Annotated in this window: 17 protein-coding genes; 11 read left to right on the forward strand and 6 right to left on the reverse strand. The window is 35.3% G+C overall.

Going from position 1 to position 21078, the window contains the following annotated elements; translation table 11 throughout:
• Nucleotides 1-10 precede the first annotated feature (10 nt).
• Nucleotides 11-1411: a MocR-like pyridoxine biosynthesis transcription factor PdxR gene (gene pdxR, locus DET63_RS22230; RefSeq protein ID WP_113937873.1), complete on the forward strand. Its 1401-nt coding sequence runs from the start codon at nucleotides 11-13 to the stop codon at nucleotides 1409-1411.
• A 34-nt stretch (nucleotides 1412-1445) separates the two neighbouring features.
• Here the strand turns inward: pdxR and DET63_RS22235 are convergent, their stop codons facing one another.
• The 3 genes from DET63_RS22235 to DET63_RS22245 form a co-directional block, all read right to left on the reverse strand.
• On the reverse strand, nucleotides 1446-1958 hold the full coding sequence (locus DET63_RS22235) for a GNAT family N-acetyltransferase (protein ID WP_113937874.1): 513 nt from the start codon (nucleotides 1956-1958) through the stop codon (nucleotides 1446-1448).
• A 146-nt stretch (nucleotides 1959-2104) separates the two neighbouring features.
• Nucleotides 2105-3553 (reverse strand): sensor histidine kinase, encoded by a 1449-nt coding sequence (locus DET63_RS22240; RefSeq protein ID WP_002134322.1) that lies wholly within the window; start codon nucleotides 3551-3553, stop codon nucleotides 2105-2107.
• Between the two features lie 77 nt (nucleotides 3554-3630).
• Nucleotides 3631-4302: a response regulator transcription factor gene (locus tag DET63_RS22245; protein WP_002134324.1), complete on the reverse strand. Its 672-nt coding sequence runs from the start codon at nucleotides 4300-4302 to the stop codon at nucleotides 3631-3633.
• 333 nt (nucleotides 4303-4635) lie between these two features.
• On the opposite strand from DET63_RS22245, the gene DET63_RS30800 reads away from it, so the two are divergent.
• Nucleotides 4636-4758 (forward strand): hypothetical protein, encoded by a 123-nt coding sequence (locus DET63_RS30800; RefSeq protein WP_002010441.1) that lies wholly within the window; start codon nucleotides 4636-4638, stop codon nucleotides 4756-4758.
• 362 nt (nucleotides 4759-5120) lie between these two features.
• Here DET63_RS30800 and DET63_RS22250 read toward each other — a convergent pair whose 3' ends face one another.
• Nucleotides 5121-5627: a GNAT family N-acetyltransferase gene (locus DET63_RS22250; protein WP_002010444.1), complete on the reverse strand. Its 507-nt coding sequence runs from the start codon at nucleotides 5625-5627 to the stop codon at nucleotides 5121-5123.
• Nucleotides 5628-5975: 348 nt separating this feature from the next.
• Complete coding sequence (gene fdhD / locus DET63_RS22255; RefSeq protein WP_033727980.1) at nucleotides 5976-6782, reverse strand: formate dehydrogenase accessory sulfurtransferase FdhD; 807 nt, start codon at nucleotides 6780-6782, stop codon at nucleotides 5976-5978.
• A gap of 295 nt (nucleotides 6783-7077) precedes the next feature.
• On the opposite strand from fdhD, the gene fdhF reads away from it, so the two are divergent.
• From fdhF to DET63_RS22295, 9 genes are all read left to right on the forward strand, one after another.
• Nucleotides 7078-10020, forward strand: coding sequence for a formate dehydrogenase subunit alpha (gene fdhF / locus DET63_RS22260; protein ID WP_113937875.1), 2943 nt, complete (start codon nucleotides 7078-7080; stop codon nucleotides 10018-10020).
• Nucleotides 10021-10032: 12 nt separating this feature from the next.
• The gene (locus tag DET63_RS22265; protein WP_002010449.1) at nucleotides 10033-10515 is read left to right on the forward strand and encodes a helical membrane plugin domain-containing protein; all 483 of its coding nucleotides are present in this window, start codon (nucleotides 10033-10035) and stop codon (nucleotides 10513-10515) included.
• Nucleotide 10516: 1 nt separating this feature from the next.
• The gene (locus DET63_RS30375; RefSeq protein ID WP_157264618.1) at nucleotides 10517-10684 is read left to right on the forward strand and encodes a hypothetical protein; all 168 of its coding nucleotides are present in this window, start codon (nucleotides 10517-10519) and stop codon (nucleotides 10682-10684) included.
• Nucleotides 10671-12542, forward strand: a complete 1872-nt coding sequence (locus tag DET63_RS22270) for a glycerophosphoryl diester phosphodiesterase membrane domain-containing protein (RefSeq protein ID WP_113937876.1) — start codon at nucleotides 10671-10673, stop codon at nucleotides 12540-12542. The genes DET63_RS30375 and DET63_RS22270 overlap by 14 nt, the downstream gene beginning before the upstream one ends.
• A gap of 368 nt (nucleotides 12543-12910) precedes the next feature.
• A complete protein-coding gene (gene ald, locus DET63_RS22275) occupies nucleotides 12911-14044 on the forward strand; it encodes an alanine dehydrogenase (protein ID WP_113937877.1) in 1134 nt (377 codons plus the stop codon).
• Nucleotides 14045-14147: 103 nt separating this feature from the next.
• Nucleotides 14148-15563, forward strand: a complete 1416-nt coding sequence (locus DET63_RS22280) for an amino acid permease (RefSeq protein WP_002063741.1) — start codon at nucleotides 14148-14150, stop codon at nucleotides 15561-15563.
• 126 nt (nucleotides 15564-15689) lie between these two features.
• Nucleotides 15690-16241, forward strand: coding sequence for a class I SAM-dependent methyltransferase (locus DET63_RS22285; protein ID WP_113937878.1), 552 nt, complete (start codon nucleotides 15690-15692; stop codon nucleotides 16239-16241).
• Nucleotides 16242-16450: 209 nt separating this feature from the next.
• The gene (locus DET63_RS22290; RefSeq protein WP_002010461.1) at nucleotides 16451-16828 is read left to right on the forward strand and encodes an ArsR/SmtB family transcription factor; all 378 of its coding nucleotides are present in this window, start codon (nucleotides 16451-16453) and stop codon (nucleotides 16826-16828) included.
• Nucleotides 16829-16848: 20 nt separating this feature from the next.
• On the forward strand, nucleotides 16849-19209 hold the full coding sequence (locus DET63_RS22295; protein ID WP_113937879.1) for a heavy metal translocating P-type ATPase: 2361 nt from the start codon (nucleotides 16849-16851) through the stop codon (nucleotides 19207-19209).
• A gap of 223 nt (nucleotides 19210-19432) precedes the next feature.
• On the opposite strand, the gene DET63_RS22300 is transcribed toward DET63_RS22295, so the two are convergent.
• Nucleotides 19433-20896, reverse strand: a complete 1464-nt coding sequence (locus tag DET63_RS22300) for a nicotinate phosphoribosyltransferase (protein WP_078178067.1) — start codon at nucleotides 20894-20896, stop codon at nucleotides 19433-19435.
• Between the last annotated feature and the right edge of the window lie 182 nt (nucleotides 20897-21078).

Raw genomic sequence — 21078 nt, forward strand, 5'->3', positions numbered from 1 at the left:
GTCAGATGTTGTGTTAGAACTAACGCCTAATTTGAGTGCAAATAGTAAGACAGCATTGTATGTACAATTGTATGAGTATATAAAAAAAGAGATTAAAGATGGAACGATTCCGGCCTTTACGAAATTACCGGCTAAGAGGAAGCTGGCGACATATTTACAAGTGAGTAAAAATACAGTTGAAGCTGCTTATGAGCAACTTCTTGCCGAAGGATATATTGAGTCGATTTCTAGAAAAGGTTATTTTGTATGTGAAATCGAGCAAATGATTTATGTGGAAGGTAGCGAAGAGGTAATAGGGGAAGTACCTTTTCAAGAGCAGGTGTATAAATTTGACTTCACTCAAACGGGTGTGGATACTAGTACTTTTCCGTTTCATGTATATCGAAAAATTACAAACGAGGTATGGCAATTAGAGAATAAAGAATTACTTTTTCTTGGACATCCACAAGGTGAAGTGAGCTTGCGTGAAGAAATAGCGAGCTATATATATGAATCAAGAGGTGTGCGATGTTCGGCTAGTCAAATTGTAATCGGAGCTGGTACGCAAATATTAGTGAAGTTGTTATTTCAATTGTTAAAAGGAAGTGGTTATGCAGTTGAAAATCCAGGCTACCACCGAAAGATGGTTGTTTTCGAGCAGGGTGAACAAAATGTTCAAATGTTATCTTTAGATAAAGATGGTATTTGTATTTCAGAGTTAGAAAATAGTTCAGCTAATATTGTGTTTGTTACACCTTCTCATCAGTTTCCTTGCGGGATGATTATGCCAATTACGAGAAGGATGCAGCTCTTACAATGGTCAAAAAAAGATGAAGGAAGATATATTATTGAAGATGATTATGATAGTGAATTCCGTTATTCAGGAAAGCCGATTCCAGCGCTGCAAGGGTTAGATAGAGATGGGAAAGTTATTTATATGGGGACGCTGTCTAAAGCGCTATTGCCATCATTACGGATGAGTTACATGGTGTTACCAAAATCCCTCATTAAGCAGTATCAAGAGCAATATTTATTTTACACACAAAGCGTTTCAAGAATGGATCAAGAGATCATTAGGAAATTTTTAAATGACGGGCATTGGGAAAAACATATTCATAAAATGCGTGTTGTGTACCGAAAGAAGAGAGACCGTCTTATTTCTGTATTAGAAAAATATTTTTCTAATCGCATTGAAGTAATAGGGGAAGATTCCGGCCTACATATTTTATTAAAAGTGCATAATGGGATGGAAGAGAAAGAATTAATGGAAGCTGCAGCTGAAAGGAGTATTAAAGTGTATCCTGCTTCAATATATTATAAGGAAGGGACTTCTCCCAAAAGTACAGTATTGCTTGGATTTGCGACTTTATTAGAGGAAGAAATTGAAGAGGCCATTCAATTATTATATACAGCATGGTTTACAAGAAAGTAAAAAAACATCCTCATAAATGGAGGATGTTTTTTTATTATTTTTCTTCATCTAGGAAAAGAACCATATGCTCTTCATCCCAATATTGTCCGTTATATTTTAATGAACGTTCTTGCACACCAAATGTCTTAAAGCCTAATGACTCATAAAGTTTTTTTGCACCATCGTTTCCGACAACAACATCAAGCATAACTTGCTCTACTTCTAAAGATTTAGCAAGCTCAAGACATTCTTTAATAAGTGATTTTCCCGCTCCAAGTCCGCGTGCTTTTGGAGACACGTATACTGAACCGATTTTTGCTTTATGTTCTTGTTTTACATATGGTTTCGTTTCCAGTGTTGCAACTCCGATTAAAGTGCCATCTTTAAATGCACCTAGCGTATAGTTCTCATCTTGTGCTAATTTTTGGGCTTTATATTCAATAGCACACTCTTTATTAATAATATCTTCATAAGAAGAGCTGAAAGCTTCCGGATTTTGTTTTAATCCTTCTACTCGAAGTTCTAAGTAAATTTCTGCTTCGTCTTTTGTTAATACATGGATATCCAATTGTATCACCCTCCAAATCTTTGACAGTTATACCTATATTTTATATTGAAATAAGAATAATTTCAAAAGCTTAGCTTATATGAGCTGGTTTTATAAATAAAATAGCACCAGTAGTGTTGACTACTACTGGTGATTTCACGCATATATTATTCAAATGGTAATTCAATTATAAATTCTGTTCCGACTTCTACTTCACTTTTAACTTCAATAGAACCATTATGAAGTTCTACAATTTCTTTTGCAACAGCCAGTCCGATACCTTTTCCACCTGTAGCTCGTGTTCTAGATTTATCGACACGATAAAAGCGATCGAAAATGTGTGGGATATCTTCTTCAGGAATACCTTCACCTTCATCTTGTATACTTATTGTAAAAGTATTCGCACTGGCTGCTAGTACACGTATTGTTATAGAAGTGTTTTCTAGCGAATGTTGATAAGCATTATGCAATAAATTTAACATCACTTGTTCCATACGCCTTTCATCTATACAAACTTCTAAATCATTTTTACAGTATACATGAATTTGCATTTGTTTGTTCGTTAATGTTGTTTTTGTTTTTTCAACCATGCGTTCTAAAAATGGCCTCAGGAGCATTTTTTGTTTTTTAATAACGAATTGATGTTGCTCTAATTGTACGAGCATAAATAAATCTTGTACGAGATCAGTTACACTATCCGTTTCGTCTTCAATGATTTGTAAGTATTCTTCACGTTCTTCTTTCGTTAGAGAATCTCTTTTTGCTACCTTTGCATAACCTTTCATATAGGTTAATGGAGTTAGTAATTCATGGGCTACACTAGCGAGAAATTCGTTTCGTTCTTTTTTCATATACGTAAGTTCACTAGATAAATCTTCAATCGTTTTTGCTAAGCTTCCAAGTTCATCATTTCGTTTAATTCCTAATTGAATCGGCTTATTTAATTTCGACATTTTTTCTGTCGCCCGCTTCATTTTTATAAGCGGTTCTGTAATAACACGAGAAAAAACAAAGACAGAAATAGTTGTTAAAATAAGTGTTAAAATACTCACGATAATGAATTGATCCATGAGTTTAAGTAGCATATTTTCTAAGAAGGATGTTTTTAATAACATATGTAAGTTACCTTGAAATCCATTTATTTCAAGTGGGCTTACTGTTGAGATGAATTTCGATTTTTTCCAGTTTTTTTCTACAATCAACCCACTTTTAGGAATAGTTTCTGTTTTACAAGTAAGTTGTTTTTGCATTTCTTTCGTTACGGGTTCTGAGGTGGAAATGATTTTGCCGTTATTGTCAGTTATAATGATAGTGATATCGGTATTAGCAATTAATTCTGATCCAATTAATTCTTCAGCTGCATGCTCGATAGTGAACTCTTGATACCAAGGGCGTTTAGGACGTTCGGTGTTTGGAGTTTGTTTAGAATGTTCATTCCATTTTGCTCGGTTTACAATTTTGTCACGATACCGATTGCCTTTCTCTAATAGAGCAACGGTTTCCTCTTCAACCCGCATTTTTGAAAGACTTTTATAAAAAGATACGAAAGCAATTGTCTCAATACATAAAGCTAATATTAAAAAGTATGTCCCAACTTTAAGGGAAAGTTTGCTCATTTTCTCACCATACCTTATTTCATATAAAGTGAAACTTTAATCAGTGGGGTTTTATCCATCCCCACTGACCGAAGTAATTATTCACTTTTCCATTTATATCCGACTTTATAGACGGTTTCTAAGTAATCTTCAACTGGAAATTCTTTTTTGCGTAATTTATCACGGATATTACGAATATGTGAATCGATAGTTCTGTATTCGATGTCTGTTTGATATCCCCAAATTTTTTCAATTAAATCATCACGGCTGTAAGCACGGTTTGTATTTTGTAAAAAGAGTCCAAGTAACGAGAATTCAATAGGAGTTAGTGAGATTCTTTCACCATAAACTGTAACAGTATGTTTCGTTTTATCCCACTCAATTCCATTGAAGCTAACAAATCCGTCTTTCTTCGTACGGCGTAATATGGCCTCAATTCGTGCGACTAATACATGCTCATCAAATGGTTTTGTAATATAGTCATCTGCTCCCATGGTCAGGCCTTTGATCATATCATAATTTTGGTTGCGAGCTGTTAGCATAATAATTGGAACGTTGGAAATTTGACGGATTTGATAGCAAGTATCCCACCCATCCATATTCGGCATCATAACATCTAATAAAATAATATCGAAGTCCTTTTGTTCGATTAATTCTAGCGCTTCAAGGCCAGAAGTAGCTTTCATACAAAAATAGCCACGAGGGCTTAAGAACAGATCTAACAATCGTAACATACGTTCTTCATCGTCTACTAATAAAATTTTCACCATAATCTTGTGCACCCCAAACTATTCATTCTACTTGTATAGTTTACATGAAAATAATAAAAAACTCTTTTTATGTGATTGAATGGATGGCTGATTTTTTCAATCAGGGCAATTGACATAAAAAATGCACTAGTTTTGCACAACTATTTTTTATAATAGAAAACGTAGCGACACAAATACCCTATGTTGCGACATAACGTCATGTCATTTTATTTATAAAATGACAATTCCATTCTATTGTGTATGTGAGATAGAGAGGGTTTTCGTATTCACCTCGCATCGGATAAGAAAAATTTCCTATCTCACACTTTTTTTAATATAAAGGGGATTGTACACATGAGTAAAAAAGTAGAACTTTTACAAAAAGAAAAGCAAGATCGTAATGCGATTGTAATGTGTGTTGCGGTATCTATGCTTATTATGATAAGTTGTGTAAATAAATTTTTCGGGATTTTATAATAGAAAAAAAGCTTATTGCTTCTTAAGAAGCAATAAGCTTTTTTAATGTGTTCTATATAATAAACCAAGGTAGAATTGCCAGTCCAGAAGTTACAATTGCTGTAGCAAATATTAAAAAGATAGCTTGTTTGTTTTGTTTCATGTTACATTCTCCTCTACATATCAATTGCATGCTATACGTTCATTTAATAATTAGCGGGAGACGGATCCTCCTCGCTGAGTGAAGTTTCACTTTATATTTTTAGTATAACGAATGGAAAGGATTGGAACGATCGATAAAGGTGACATGAAGATTACATTGTTGTAATGAAAAAAGCATCTTAATTAATAAGAAGATGCTTTTGAAAAATTATATTAAAATGTTAATTATTTAAGAATAAAACCATATGCTCTTCGTCCCAATATTGGCCATTATGTTTTAAGGACCGTTCTTGCACACCGTAAGTTTGGAAGCCGAGGGACTCATATAATTTTTTTGCAGCAGTGTTATCAGCGACAACATCAAGCATAAGCTGTTCTACATGTAATTTATCGGCATTTTCAATAATCGCTTTAATTAAAGCTCGTCCTGCACCGAGGCCACGCGCTTTTGGAGAAACAAAAACTGAGCCGATTTTTGCCTTATGCTCTTGCTTAATAAATGGCTTTGTTTCTAGAGTAGCAATACCGATTAAATCATTATCTTTGAAGACACCTAGAGTATACTTATCCGGATTGCTTAATCGCTTTGCCATAGCAGCGACAGGGTTTTCCTGTTTAAGAACATCTTCATAAGAAGAGCTAAAAGCCTCAGGGTTTTTCATTAAACCTTCCATACACACTTTCAAATAAATTTCTGCATCCTCTGTTGTTAATAAGCGAATTTCCATAGTTGTAACCTCCTAGATTGATTCAAATTTAATTCATTAACTTTGTAAGATTAAGTTTAGTTAAATGTATTCTGTAACTATTCTTTCTTAATTTGTAAAAGAATGAAAAGATTATGCTACTATGTTTTCGTTTTATTTATGTAATGAAATTATATATTAACTTTATTAACTATTCAAGGTTTTAATATGTTACATTTTTATAACTAAAATTCCCACTTTGTAAAGGAGTTATTTTTATCCAATTATTCGTGGGATTCGGATTGCCCGTAAAAGCCCGATTGGTGGGGCTAATAATCAGTGGGGAGGGAAAACCCTCCACTGATTAAATTTTCACTTTCTTTTACGTATTCAATCGTTTATTTTGTAGCCATCGATTCGTTCCGGATGTGTATAAATATTGCAAGATCCATTTCGAATAAATCCTACTACGGTAATACCTAAATCGTGGGCGAGTTGCAGAGCTAGTTTAGTTGGAGCTGATTTAGATAGAACAATTTCGCAACCTATTTTTGAAACCTTTAACAAAATTTCAGATGAGATGCGTCCGCTAAACGCAATGATTTTCCCTTGAACAGAGATATTGTTTCGTAAACAATGACCGTATATTTTATCTAGCGCATTATGTCTTCCGATATCCATTCTTGATAAAAGAATGTTATTTCGATCACATAAAGCGGTATTATGCACACCACCCGTTTGGCGAAATGTAGTTGAAGATTGTTGTAAGGAAGTCATTAGGTGAAAACATTCTTCCGGAGTAATAGTTATATGTATATCATGTAACTTTTTTGCTTTTGCTGCATCGTTGACGAAAACAAAACCTTGTCTACTTTTCCCGCAACAAGAAGTTACGTACCGTTTATTATATAAAGTTTGATAGAGCGGATTAATTTTTGATGATTTTACATGGACAATTCCGTTTTCTTTTTGGATCCATAATTCTTCAATATCTTTATAAGAAGAAATAATTCCTTCAGAAATTAAAAAACCGGTTACCATATCTTCAATGTAATTAGGAGTGCATACAATTGTTACGTATTCTTCGCTATTTAATTTAATTGTAATAGGAGATTCCGTAACAACCTCATCGGTTTGTTTTGAAAATGTACCAGATTGATAACGTACAATTGTATATGTTTCTTGAATAGGCCCCATATTAAATTCCCCTTTATATGTATTTTTCTCCATATTTATCATAAAACATCGAAAAAACAAAAGCATCTACTAACAAGAAGATGGCAGATTATTTTGGTTATTATTGTATATGTACGATATAATAGATTTGTAGAATAGCGACATTTTCAAGCTTTCGTAGTTATACCTTATAACATCTAGAATCGACTTCCAAAGGAAAGTATTTCAACAGGGCGCTTCAAAAATATGTACAACACAATTATGAAAACGGATTCATAATTGTGTTGTACAGTTAGTTGTAAGGAGAGGGGAAACTATGACAGAACAGACAGTCCGTGTAACCGTTGATGGTAAAGAATTTTTCGTATCAGGTGAAAAGACGATACTCCAATTGTTTAACGAAAGTAATTTAGAACATCCTCAAATTTGTCATGTACCAGAGGTAGATCCTATTCAAACTTGTGATACATGTATTGTAGAAGTGAATGGAAGTTTACTACGTGCCTGTTCGACGAAGTTGGAAGATGGCATGCATATTGAGAGGCAATCGGAACGTGCAAAGGAAGCACAAACTGAAGCGATGGATCGAATATTAGAGAATCATTTATTGTATTGTACAGTATGTGATAACAATAATGGTAACTGTAAAGTCCATAATACAGTACATATGATGGAGATTGAAGAACAGAAATATCCATATGAACCGAAAGTAAGTGCATGCGAAGTGGATACGTCGCATCCATTCTATCGATACGATCCAAATCAATGTATTGCTTGTGGGCAGTGTGTAGAAGTATGCCAAAATTTACAAGTAAATGAAACTTTATCGATTGATTGGAGTTTAGACCGTCCACGTGTTATTTGGGACAATGGTGTGAGTATAAATGACTCGTCTTGTGTTAGCTGTGGGCAATGTGTAACAGTTTGTCCTTGTAATGCATTAATGGAAAAAACGATGCTAGGAGAAGCTGGATTTATGACTGGTTTAAAACCAGATGTGCTAAATCCAATGATTGATTTTGTAAAAGATGTAGAGCCTGGATATAGCAGTATTTTAGCAGTTTCAGAAGTAGAGTCCGCGATGCGTAAGACGAAAATTAATAAGACAAAAACAGTTTGTACATTTTGTGGTGTAGGTTGTTCATTTGAGGTATGGACGAAAGATCGTCAAATTTTAAAAGTGCAACCTGTTTCAGATGCACCGGTTAATGGTATTTCCACATGTGTAAAAGGAAAATTCGGATGGGACTTTGTGAACAGTGAAGAGCGTATTACAAAGCCGTTAATTCGCCAAGGGGATATGTTTGTTGAGGCTTCATGGGAAGAGGCTCTTGAAGTTGTTGCATCTAATATGCAACATATTAAATCAGAGTATGGTAGCGATGCGTTTGGGTTTATTTCTTCTTCGAAAGTAACAAATGAAGAAAACTATCTTATGCAAAAACTAGCTCGTCAAATATATGGAACAAATAATGTAGATAACTGTTCCCGTTATTGCCAATCTCCAGCAACAGACGGTTTATTTAAAACTGTCGGTATGGGCGGAGATGCTGGAACAGTGAAAGATATTGCTGAGGCAGGTCTTGTTATTATTGTTGGGGCAAATCCAACAGAAGGACATCCTGTACTTGCAACTAGAGTGAAGCGTGCTCATAAATTATATGAACAAAAACTAATTGTCGCAGACCTTCGTAAACATGAAATGGCGGAGCGTGCTGATATATTTGTTCACCCGAGTCAAGGGACAGATTATGTATGGCTTGCTGGGATAACGAAATACATTATCGATCAAGATTGGCACGATAAAAAGTTCATAGCTGAAAATGTAAAGAATTTTGATGAATATAGCAAAATGCTAGAAAAATATACGCTTGATTATACTGAGGGAATTACAGGGATTTCTAAAGATCAGTTAAAAGAAATGGCTCGTATGGTATATGAAGCAGATGGTACTTGTGTACTTTGGGGAATGGGTGTAACTCAAAATACAGGAGGAAGTACAACGTCAGCAGCAATTTCAAATTTACTTCTCGTTACAGGTAACTACCGTCGTCCTGGTGCCGGTGCGTATCCGTTACGCGGGCATAATAACGTACAAGGTGCTTGTGATATGGCGACATTACCGAACTGGCTTCCGGGTTACCAAGCAGTTTCAGATGATGTACATCGTGCGAAATTTGAAAAAGCATACGGTACTACCATTCCGAAAGAACCGGGATTAAATAATATCGCAATGTTACTTGCGGCCGAAGAAGGAAAACTGCGTGGTATGTATGTTATGGGAGAAGAAATGGCTTTAGTAGATTCAAATGCCAACCATGTACAACATATTTTAGCGAATTTAGACTTCCTTGTTGTTCAAGATATGTTCTTATCGAAAACAGCTCGTTTCGCCGATGTTATTTTACCAGCAGCACCAAGCTTAGAAAAAGAAGGAACGTTTACGAATACAGAGCGCCGTATTCAAAGATTATACGAAGTATTGAAACCGCTTGGTGATTCAAAACCAGATTGGTGGATTTTACAAAAAGTAGCTCGTGCACTGGGCGGAGACTGGAATTATGGAAGTCCAAGTGAAATTATGGACGAAATTGCATCGCTTGCACCGTTATACTCTCAAGCGACGTACGACCGTCTAGAAGGCTGGAATAGTTTATGTTGGGGTAGCCATGATGGTAGTGATACACCATTATTATATGTAGATGGATTTAACTTCCCAGACAAACTAGCACGTTTATCACTAGATGAATGGGTTCCGCCAGTTATAGCACCAGATGAGTATGATTTACTATTAAATAATGGCCGTATGCTAGAGCATTTCCATGAAGGGAATATGACGAATAAGTCGGCTGGTATTTTATCTAAAGTGTCTGAAGTATTTGTTGAAATTTCACCTGAACTTGCTAAAGAACGCAATGTGAAAGATGGTGGTCTTGTAGAGTTAGCATCACCATTTGGAAAAATCAAAGTACAAGCGCTTGTTACAGATCGTGTAACTGGAAATGAGTTATATTTGCCGATGCATGCGACAGTAAATGAAGAGGCAATCAATATTTTAACAGGAACAGCAACAGACATTTATACGTGTACACCAGCTTATAAACAAACAATGGTGAAACTGCGCGTATTACGTGAAAAAGGAAATCGTCCGTTACCATCTTCAAACCCGAGAGATAAAAAACGTCATCCGCAAAATGGTGTTGAAATCGAGCAAAAGTGGCAAAGAAAACAATACGTATCACTTGTGGACCAGAATTAGGGGGCGGAGATCATGGCAAAAGAGATTACTTTAATTAAAAAGAAGATTGTAACAGAAGAAGAAAAAAAACAGCAAGTAACAGATGAGTTGTTAAATGATCTAGCTGAAAATAGAGAAGCAGTAGAAGAGACGATGCAGCTATTAGCGCAGTTGCAAAAAGCTGGAATTTTAGATGCAGCAATTAGTTTACTTGCTGCAAAAGAAGATGTTTCCAAAATAGCTGTTGAACAATTGAATCGTGAACCAGTAAAAAACGCATTAAACAATATGATGGGGGCAGGAGAGGCATTATCTTCAGTGGACCCAGAAATAACGAAACAAATAACATCTAGTTTAGTCACTGGATTACAATTTGCAACGGATGAGCTGAAAAACGGAAAGAAAACAAAAGTGATGGATTTCTTTAAAGTATTAAAAGATCCAGATATCAACAGGGCGATTACATTCGGTTTTAGTTTCTTAAAAGCATTTGGACAAGGATTAGAGAAAAAATAGAGTGAGTGAAAAAAGTGATGGGATTAGCCATCACTTTTTTCATTATATGTATAAGAGTGTTCATGTTAAGCGGAATATATTATTATTAAAAAGATGGATTGAAATTGGAAATGTGGAATCCATCTCAAATATCGTTTTAGAATGTGGAGGAATATATGCAACACCGTAAAAGACTATCTATACCAGGAGTAATGGGACATTCCTTTCAAACAGTTAGATTTGCTTTTTGGAATGTATTAACCTTTCAACTTGCTTATAAATTATTAGCAGCGATTGTATTTGTCCCGCTATTTGGGATCATTTTTAATAAGTTATTGTATTTTGGTGGTTATGCAAATGCGACGAATGATGAATTATTAGCGTTTTTAAAGACATCATACGGCATTTTGGCAATCGTCATTTTATCATTGTTAGCACTGTTTCTTATCTTTACGGAATTTGCGGTGCTTATTATCATTTCGTACTTCGCTCATAAAAGACAAAAGGTGAAATTACGTCCGATTTTATATAAAACCGTAACGTATTTACCTAATCTTTTCACATATTGCTTACCAGGATTTATTTTATATGCGGTTGTATTGTTACCTCTTTTAAATATTGGATATGAAACGGCATTAATTCCACAAATTCAAATTCCTAACTTTATTACAGGAGAACTGTTTAAGACAACGATGGGACAAGTTGGTTATTACACGTTCTTTGCTGTAGTTGCGTATTTGAACCTTCGCTGGATTTTTGTTCTACCTATTGTTGTTTTAGAGCAAAAGCCGTTTCGCACAGCAGCACGTAAAAGTGCAACGTTAGTAAAAGAAAGTTTTTTTAAAGTACTATTCTTTTTAGTAGGATTTTTTATTTCAATAGGGATTGTTTACGGTGTATTTTTGGGAGTGTATTTATTGTGTCTATGGGGCATGTATGAATTTACAAATCCACAGGGAACATTTGCATTATTAGCGGAATCAACAATGTCTGTATTTTTAACGAGTACATTGTATTTATTTAGTTTTATCGTGACGCCATTTTATATTATGGGAATAACACGATTGTATTTACAAAAGGTTCCGGTTGAAGATGTTTTATTAGAAGAAGGATTAGATTATTCGAAAACAAAAGCAGATAAATGTTTCTTCCAAAAACATCGTTGGAAATTTATTGGTGTATATATTGTAGGAATTATTACCGCCGGAATGGTCGTTGCCTTCATTGTAACGTTTATTTCAAATTCATATAAAGAACCAATTATTATGGCTCATCGTGGTTATATTTCAAAAGGTGTAGAGAATACGAAAGAAGCTGTGCAGGGGGCTATTGATGCCAAAGCAGACTACGCTGAAATTGATGTACTGCAAACAAAAGACGGTGAACTAGCAGTTATACATGATTTGAAGCTAAAACGTCTTGCTAATGCTAATGTTCATGTGTCAGATTTAACGATGGAGGAGTTAAGACAGCTTACCCTTAGTCAAGATGGTTTTTCAGGACAAATAAGTACACTTGATGAGATCATTAAGCTGGCAAAAGGAAAAATCAAACTTAATATTGAAGTGAAGCTTCATGGTGGCGAAAAAGATTTCGTAAACAAAGTATTAAAAGCGATTAAAGATAATGAATTTGAGAAGCAATGTGTCATTCAAACGTTACACTATCCGCTTATTAAAGAGTTTAAACGTGCAAATCCAAATATAAAAGTAGGATATATACTGTATGCGAGTAGAGCTAACTTAAAGAATGTGAAGGCTGATTTTTATGTAGCAGAAGAATACATGTTAAATAAGAAATTAGTAAAAGAAGCAAGGAAGTTAAACAAGCCAATTTACGTATGGACGGTAAATGATATGGAAAGGTTAAAGGGATATTATAAGTTAAACGTAGATGGTATCATTACCGATTATCCTGAAGATGCACGTGAAACAATTAAGATGTTAAAAGAGCAAGAAGATCGTGAAAGTGATATGTTTGATAAAATTAGTGAGACGACAGAAGATCTATTTTCAAAGTTATTTATAAGTTATCCAGCTGCTGGCTAAATGCCAGTAGCTGTTTTTTTGTGAAAAGAATATATTTCTAAAGTATTGAACAAAGTAATAAGTGTATATGTATACGTCATTGCTTAGTTTTTTTACATTATTTATTATAGTCAAATAATAAATAATTACTATGCATTTTGAATGGATATAATAGAAATAGAGTAATAGATGATGGAGTGGTACGGAGAACCCAATAAAATCAATGTTTTATATATTTACACTATTCTAAATATATAAACTTTAAAAAAATAGTATGTTAGCGTTTTCATAACTTTTAAGTTATGCTAGAATAAGGACATAAGTTATTAATTATTTAAAAAAGAAAAAAGAATTCCTTTTTTCTGTTAATTATAAGGGGGCATTTCATTATGCGTATTGGGGTACCAGCAGAAATTAAAAACAACGAAAACCGTGTGGCAATGACACCAGCAGGTGTTGTACATTTAGTTCGTAACAATCACGAAGTATTCATTCAAAAGGACGCAGGTGTAGGATCTGGTTTCACAGATGCTCAGTATGTTGAAGCGGGAGCGAAAATTGTTGAGACGGCTGAAGAAGCTTGGAACATGGAAATGGTTATGAAAGTTAAGGAACCAGTTGAAAGCGAATACAAACACTTCAGCGAAGGTTTAATCTTATTCACATACTTACACTTAGCTCCAGAACCAGAATTAACAAAAGCGTTAATTGAAAAGAAAGTTGTTGCTATCGCATATGAAACAGTACAATTAGAAAACCGTTCATTACCATTACTTGCACCTATGAGTGAAGTAGCTGGTCGTATGGCTGCACAAATCGGTGCGCAATTCCTTGAGAAAAACAAAGGCGGTAAAGGTATCTTACTTGCAGGTGTTCCAGGAGTTAAACGTGGTAAAGTAACAATTATCGGTGGTGGACAAGCTGGTACAAATGCTGCTAAAATTGCAGTTGGACTAGGTGCGGATGTAACAATCATCGACTTAAGTGCAGAACGTCTTCGTCAATTAGATGACATTTTCGGAAACCAAGTAAAAACTTTAATGTCTAATCCTTACAATATTGCAGAAGCTGTAAAAGAATCTGATCTTGTAATCGGTGCAGTATTAATCCCAGGTGCAAAGGCTCCAAAACTTGTAACTGAAGAAATGATTAAATCAATGGAACAAGGTTCTGTTGTTGTAGATATCGCGATTGACCAAGGTGGTATTTTCGAAACAACTGACCGTATTACAACTCACGACAACCCAACTTATGAGAAACATGGTGTTGTTCATTATGCAGTTGCAAATATGCCAGGTGCGGTTCCACGTACATCAACTCTTGCATTAACAAACGTAACAGTACCATATGCAGTACAAATTGCTAACAAAGGCTACAAAGAAGCTTGCCTAGGCAACACTGCATTATTAAAAGGTATTAACACATTAGATGGCTATGTAACATTCGAAGCAGTGGCAGAAGCTCACGGTGTAGAGTACAAGGGTGCTAAAGAATTATTAGAAGCAGAAACAGTATCTTGCTAATAGAAGCATTATACAAAACAAAATCGAACAATATATAAAACAACATGATAAGAGCTAAGAGATAATACCTCTTAGCTCTTCTTGGTAAAAGGGGGCATTCATCGTGGCCAACCTATTTAAAAAGAAATCCGTTACGCAATTGTTAGGGGAAAGTAAAAGTAAAACTTTGACGAAAACGCTAGGGGCATTTGACCTAACAATGCTAGGGATTGGTGCGATAATTGGTACAGGAGTTCTAGTATTAACTGGATTAGTAGCAGCAAGAGATGCTGGTCCAGCAGTTATTTTTTCATTTATGATTGCAGCAATTGTTTGTGGATTTGCAGCTTTATGTTATGCAGAGGTTGCATCTGCACTTCCTGTTTCAGGTAGTGTGTACACATATTCATATGCAACAATTGGTGAGTTTGTTGCCCATTTAATGGGATGGACATTGCTATCCGTATATGTCGTAACGACTGCCGCAGTAGCTGGCGGATGGACAGGTTATTTCAATAATTTAGTGAGTGGATTGGGACTTGAAATTCCAAAAGCGTTGTTAACGATTCCATCGCAAGGTGGTATGGTGAACTTACCCGCAGTTATCGTTACGTTGGTGATAACTTGGTTATTATCACGAGGTACAAAAGAAAGTAAGCGTGTGAATAACATAATGGTATTAATTAAAATTGGTATTGTTGTTTTATTCATTGCAGTTGGTGTATTCTACGTGAAACCAGAAAACTGGATACCATTTGCACCGTACGGCTTAAGTGGAGTCTTTGCCGGAGGAGCAGCAGTATTCTTCGCATTCTTAGGATTTGATGCATTAGCAACTTCTGCTGAAGAAGTGAAAAATCCACAACGTGATTTGCCGATTGGTATTATTGCTTCATTAGTCATTTGTACAATCATTTATGTTGTAGTTTGTCTCGTTATGACAGGTATGGTTTCTTATAAGGAATTAGATGTACCTGAAGCGATGGCCTATGTATTAGAAGTTGTAGGACAAGATAAAGTGGCTGGTGTAATCGCTATTGGAGCTGTAATTGGTATTATGGCTGTAATTTTCGCATACATCTACGCTACGACACGTGTATTCTTCGCTATGAGCCGTGACGGTTTATTGCCAAAATCTTTTGCGAAAATTAACAAGAAGACAGAAGCACCAACATTTTCAGTTTGGTTAACAGGAATTGGTAGTGCTTTAATTGCCGGATTTATCGATTTAAAAGAATTGTCGAATTTAGCGAATATTGGAGCGTTATTAACATTTGCGATGGTTGGTGTAACTGTCATCATTCTTCGTAAAACGCACCCGAAATTACAACGTGGATTTATGGTACCACTTGTACCAATCTTACCGATTATTTCAGTTGCAAGCTGTCTATTCTTAATGGTAAATCTACCGTTAAAAACATGGATATACTTCGGTGTTTGGTTAGCAATCGGAGTGGTTGTATACTTTGTTTATTCGAAAAAACATAGTCATTTAAAAGACGATGGAAGTTCGCAAGATAGTTTAGAAAAAGCTAATTAAAGGGATATAAAGTTAGTAAGCCTTGTGCGTCTAGGGAGCGCGCAAGGCTTTTTCTTTTGGGGAAATAAAGGAGACCAATGTTATGTTGTCGAATTTTTATGTCGGAATATAAGAAGGGGTGGAAAGATGGAGACGAAAGTTGTCGTTGGAGCAGAGGGATATAATAATAACCCAGGGTGGTTACATACGAATGAAAAAGAATTACATTTATTAAAAAGAGAAACGTGGATTAATAAATTTCCGTCTAATTCTTTATCAGTAATTTTGGCTGAGCACGTATGGGAGCATTTATCGTATGAAGAAGGTATAGAAGCAGCTAAAGTTTGCTATGAGTTTTTGGAAGATAATGGATATATTTGCTGTGCAGTGCCGGATGCATTTTTCCCAAATGAAGAGTATCAGCGTGGTGTGCAAGTGGGAGGACCTGGCCCGTTAGATCATCCAGCTGCAAGTCATAAAATTGTACATAACTACAAAACGATTATATCTATGTTTGAAGCAGCAGGTTTTCAAGTAAAGCTTTTAGAATACTGTGATGAGAATGGCCAGTTTCATTATAGTGATTGGGAAGAGAACGGTGGATTTATTTATCGATCGAAACGTTTTGATCATAGAAATCAAGATGGTAAATTAGGATTTGCTTCGTTAATTGTGGATGCAGTAAAAGTTAATAAATAAGAAGGGATGCACGGTAGTTTTCGTGCATCCTTTTTGTATGAAGAGCATGATAGATGCGGAGAATATTTATATGTTTATTTTGAAATGTGAACGAAATGTTTTAAAAAATGTATGAGAATTCATTGACACATATGAATGGACGCTCATATAATAAAGGTATAAGACATATGAATAGTTGTTCATATGTTCAAATGAAGAGGTGAGCTGTGATGGCTGAAAATAAAGTAGAAACGCAACAGGAAGCATGTTCTCAAACGGTAATTCACGAGGAAATCGTGGATCAAGTAAAACAAACAATTCCGACTGATGAAAGTTTAAGTAAAGTAGCAGAATTATTTAAAGTATTAGGTGACCGCACACGTACGAGAATATTACATGCATTATTTGAAGCTGAAATGTGTGTTTGTGATTTAGCTTATTTATTAGGAATGACGCAATCTTCAATCTCACATCAGCTTCGTGTATTAAAGCAAGCAAAGCTTGTAAAGAACCGTAAAGAAGGAAAGGTAGTTTATTACTCATTAGCTGATCAACACGTAATTCATATCTTCGAGCAAGCGTTTGAACACGTAAACGAGGAAGAATAAAAAAGCGAGGAGGGAGAACGATGGCAGAAGCATTAGTGAAAAAGAAACTTATGCTAGAAGGTTTAGATTGTGCAAATTGTGCAATGAAAATTGAAAAAGGTGTTGGGAATATAGAAGGGGTAACATCTTGTTCCGTAAACTTTGCAACAAAAACGATGCTTTTAGAAACACCGCAAAATAAAGAAAATCAAGTTGTTACGGAAGCGAAGCGACTTGTTACAAAATTAGAGCCGCATATTAAAGTGCAAGAAGAGCAAAAAACAAAATCAGTAAAAGAAGTATTTGTATTAGAAGGCTTAGATTGTGCAAATTGTGCAATGAAGATTGAAAATAAGGTAAAGGAAATGCCAACGGTTTCAGAAGCGACTGTTGATTTCGTATCAAAGAAATTACGAGTAGAAGTTGCAAATAAACGAGAACTTGAATCGACTGTACAAAATATAAAAAATGTTGTTCAAAAGTTAGAGCCTGATGTAAAAGTTGTTCGTGAAGAGGAAAAAGGACACGACCATGGCCATGATCATGGTGATGGAAATGTGAAAAAGATGATAGGACGATTAGTAGTCGGTGGAATTTTGACAGGAATTGCTGCATTAGCCGGATTACCGCAAATGATAACAATTCCATTATTCGTCCTTGCTTATTTATTAATAGGTGGAGATATCGTTTGGAGAGCGGCGAGAAACATAACTCGCGGCCAAGTGTTCGATGAAAACTTTTTAATGGCAATTGCAACTTTAGGAGCTTTCGCGATTCAACAATATCCAGAAGCGGTAGCAGTTATGCTATTTTACCAAGTAGGGGAACTGTTCCAAAGTATTGCAGTAAATCGTTCTCGAAAATCAATTACGTCATTAATGGATATTCGTCCTGACTATGCGAATGTGAAAGTTGGAAACGAAACGAAACAAGTATCACCAGAAGATGTGCAAGTTGGTGAGTATATTATCGTAAAACCAGGTGAAAAAGTACCGTTAGACGGGAAAGTAGTTGAGGGAACATCAATGATGGATACTTCAGCGTTAACAGGTGAGTCTGTACCGAGGGAAGTAGAAGTTGGTAATGACGTATTAAGTGGTTTTGTAAACCAAAATGGTGTATTAATTGTCGAAGTTACAAAAGAGTTCGGTGAATCCACTGTATCGAAAATTTTAGACTTAGTACAAAATGCAAGTAGCAAAAAAGCGCCAACAGAAAACTTTATTACGAAGTTTGCACGTTATTATACTCCTGTTGTAGTTATAACAGCAGCAATAATGGCATTTATTCCACCACTTATTTTAGAGGGTGCTACATTCTCCGATTGGATTTATAGAGCTTTAGTGTTCTTAGTAATCTCTTGTCCATGTGCACTCGTTGTATCGATTCCTCTTGGGTTCTTTGGAGGTATTGGTGGGGCATCTAAAAGTGGTATTTTAGTAAAAGGAAGTAACTATTTAGAAGCATTGAATGATGTGAAATATATCGTTTTTGATAAAACAGGAACATTAACAAAAGGTGTCTTTAAAGTTACGAAGATGGAGCCTAGTGAAGGTATCACAGCTGAAGAGCTATTAGAATATGCAGCATTTGCAGAAGTATATTCAAATCATCCGATTGCACAATCTATTCGAAACGCATATGGAAAATCAATCGATGAAAATAGTATTGAAGACTATAGTGAAATTTCAGGTCTTGGTACGGTTGTAAAGGTACAAGGAAAAGAAATTTTCGCAGGTAATGCTAAATTAATGAAAAAAGAAAACATTACATTTAAGCAACCAAATACAGTAGGTACACTAGTTCATGTTGCTGTAGATGGTAAATATGCAGGTTATATTGTTATCTCTGACGAGGTAAAAGAGGATTCAAAACAAGCAATTCAAAAGTTAAAAGAACTAGGTATTAAGAAGACAGTCATGTTAACTGGTGATGCAAAATCAGTTGGTGAAGCTGTTGGTAAAGAATTAGGTTTAGATGAAGTCCATGCCGAATTATTACCACACCAAAAAGTAGAAGAAATCGAAAAAATTGATGCAGCAAAACGCGGTAAAGAAAAGATTGCATTTGTCGGTGATGGTATTAATGATACGCCAGTACTAGCAAGGGCAGACGTTGGTATTGCGATGGGCGGTTTAGGATCAGATGCAGCAATTGAAGCTGCTGACATCGTTATTATGACTGATGAGCCTTCAAAAATTGCGACAGCTGTAAAAATTGCAAAACGTACACGTAGTATTGTCTGGCAAAATATTATATTTGCATTAGGGGTAAAAGGGTTAGTGTTATTACTCGGCGCCTTTGGTATTGCAACAATGTGGGAAGCAGTCTTCTCAGATGTTGGTGTGACGTTACTTGCAGTATTAAATGCAATGCGTGTACTACGAGTAAAAGATTTATAAAAAAGAGGACGCAATTGCGTCCTCTTTTTTATTGGTTATTTTGTTGAAATTGACTCAAGAAAATAACATCAAATATTATTTTGTTTTTAAATAATGTAATATATAAAATTATAAAAAACAATATTCTTCTTATTATTTTAATATATTTTTTACAAATATCTATATAGTATTGAAAAATGGAGAAGTGGGGGAGGGACAAAACCCCACTAATTAAAGCTTCACTTTATTTTTGTATGTTTTTTTCAACTTGTTCTCGAACAGTTTGAATATAATTCATTTTATGATCCCAACATTCTTGGCTTAAATCGACAGGGTACTCTTCTGGGTTTAAAGTTCGCATATACTCTTCCCAAAATAGTGAGAGGCTGCGTTCATTATACTTTTGAATCTCTAATATATTAGGTAATTCATACGCTCTGTTACCGTTAATGAAAATATCTTGATGCAGTTCGCGTGCTTCAAAGCTTGTTACGAATTTACTTATATATGTATGAACTGGATGAAACATTTTTAAACGCTCTTCTTTTCCGGGTTCTTCTGACTCTAAAGCAATATAATCGCCCTCTGCATGATCGTTAACACGGTTAATAATACGATAAATTCGTTTAAGTCCTGGGGTTGTAATTTTTTCAGGATTAGATGAAATCTTAATCGTATCATTTAATTTTCCGTCAGTATCTTCAATAGCGACTAGTTTATAAACGGCCCCTAATGCTGGCTGCTCAAAGGATGTAATCAGCTTTGTACCAACACCCCATACATCAATTTTTGCCCCTTGAGATTTCAAGTGCATAATCGTATATTCATCTAAATCGCTAGAAGCGATAATTTTTGTGTTTGTAAATCCAGCTGCATCAAGTTGTTTTCTGGCCTCCTTTGATAAATATGCCATATCACCACTATCAAGGCGAATGCCATAAAAATCGATACGATCCCCGAACTCTTTTGCAACACGAATCGCATTTGGAACACCAGATTTTAATGTGTCGTATGTATCGACAAGAAATACACATTTTTTATGTGTTTCAGCATATTTTTTAAATGCAACATATTCATCGCGATATGCTTGAACGAAAGAATGGGCATGTGTGCCAGCTACAGGGATGCCAAAGCGTTTCCCTGCGCGAACGTTACTTGTAGATGAAAACCCACCAATAAAGGCAGCTCGTGTTCCCCAAAGGGCAGCATCAAACTCATGAGCGCGTCTTGTACCGAACTCTAAAAGCTCATCATTATTTGCAGCGTGCTTCATACGTGCAGCTTTTGTAGCAATTAATGTTTGGTAATTTACAATATTTAAGAGGGCGGTTTCAATTATTTGTGCCTCGCCAAGCGGTGCATCAACACGTAATAATGGTTCGTTATTAAAAACAACTTCGCCTTCTTGCATACTACGAATCGTGCCAGTAAATTTCATGTTTTGTAAATAATGAAGGAAGTCTTCTTCAAATTGCAGCTCTGCTAAATAAGCGATGTCACTTTCGGTAAAGCTGAAATTTTCTATGTACTCTACAATTTTTTCAAGACCAGCAAAAACAGCATAGCCGTTTTCGAATGGAAGCTTTCGAAAGTATAGATCAAAAACAGAACGGCGAGTATGAATACCATCTTTCCAATATGTATAAGCCATGTTGATTTGATATAAATCTGTATGTAAGGCGTAACTATCGTCTTTATAATGATTCATTGTGAAAACACCTCCGCAATTTGGTTATAGTATACCAATTTTCCCCCTTCCGTAGCAAAGAAGTAATAGGGGATTGAAGTCAAGGGAGAAAAAAATGAAATAATGCATATTTTTTAGAAAATTTACATTTATCAATTTATATTTCTCAAGATTTTATGTATTATTAGAGTAATGGGGGTAAT

The sequence above is a fragment of the Bacillus sp. DB-2 genome, from assembly GCF_003315125.1.
In the GTDB taxonomy this organism is placed as follows: Bacteria; Bacillota; Bacilli; order Bacillales; family Bacillaceae_G; genus Bacillus_A; species Bacillus_A mycoides.

What these genes read in the sequence shown, in the direction of transcription:
- DET63_RS22240 (WP_002134322.1), bottom strand. Translation starts at nt 3,553, where the DNA reads ATGAGCAAACTTTCCCTTAAAGTTGGGACATACTTTTTAATATTAGCT.
- DET63_RS22245 (WP_002134324.1), bottom strand. Translation starts at nt 4,302, where the DNA reads ATGGTGAAAATTTTATTAGTAGACGATGAAGAACGTATGTTACGATTG.
- DET63_RS30800 (WP_002010441.1), top strand. Translation starts at nt 4,636, where the DNA reads ATGAGTAAAAAAGTAGAACTTTTACAAAAAGAAAAGCAAGATCGTAAT.
- DET63_RS22250 (WP_002010444.1), bottom strand. Translation starts at nt 5,627, where the DNA reads ATGGAAATTCGCTTATTAACAACAGAGGATGCAGAAATTTATTTGAAA.
- fdhD (WP_033727980.1), bottom strand. Translation starts at nt 6,782, where the DNA reads ATGGGGCCTATTCAAGAAACATATACAATTGTACGTTATCAATCTGGT.
- fdhF (WP_113937875.1), top strand. Translation starts at nt 7,078, where the DNA reads ATGACAGAACAGACAGTCCGTGTAACCGTTGATGGTAAAGAATTTTTC.
- DET63_RS22265 (WP_002010449.1), top strand. Translation starts at nt 10,033, where the DNA reads ATGGCAAAAGAGATTACTTTAATTAAAAAGAAGATTGTAACAGAAGAA.
- DET63_RS22270 (WP_113937876.1), top strand. Translation starts at nt 10,671, where the DNA reads ATGCAACACCGTAAAAGACTATCTATACCAGGAGTAATGGGACATTCC.
- ald (WP_113937877.1), top strand. Translation starts at nt 12,911, where the DNA reads ATGCGTATTGGGGTACCAGCAGAAATTAAAAACAACGAAAACCGTGTG.
- DET63_RS22285 (WP_113937878.1), top strand. Translation starts at nt 15,690, where the DNA reads ATGGAGACGAAAGTTGTCGTTGGAGCAGAGGGATATAATAATAACCCA.
- DET63_RS22290 (WP_002010461.1), top strand. Translation starts at nt 16,451, where the DNA reads ATGGCTGAAAATAAAGTAGAAACGCAACAGGAAGCATGTTCTCAAACG.
- DET63_RS22295 (WP_113937879.1), top strand. Translation starts at nt 16,849, where the DNA reads ATGGCAGAAGCATTAGTGAAAAAGAAACTTATGCTAGAAGGTTTAGAT.
- DET63_RS22300 (WP_078178067.1), bottom strand. Translation starts at nt 20,896, where the DNA reads ATGAATCATTATAAAGACGATAGTTACGCCTTACATACAGATTTATAT.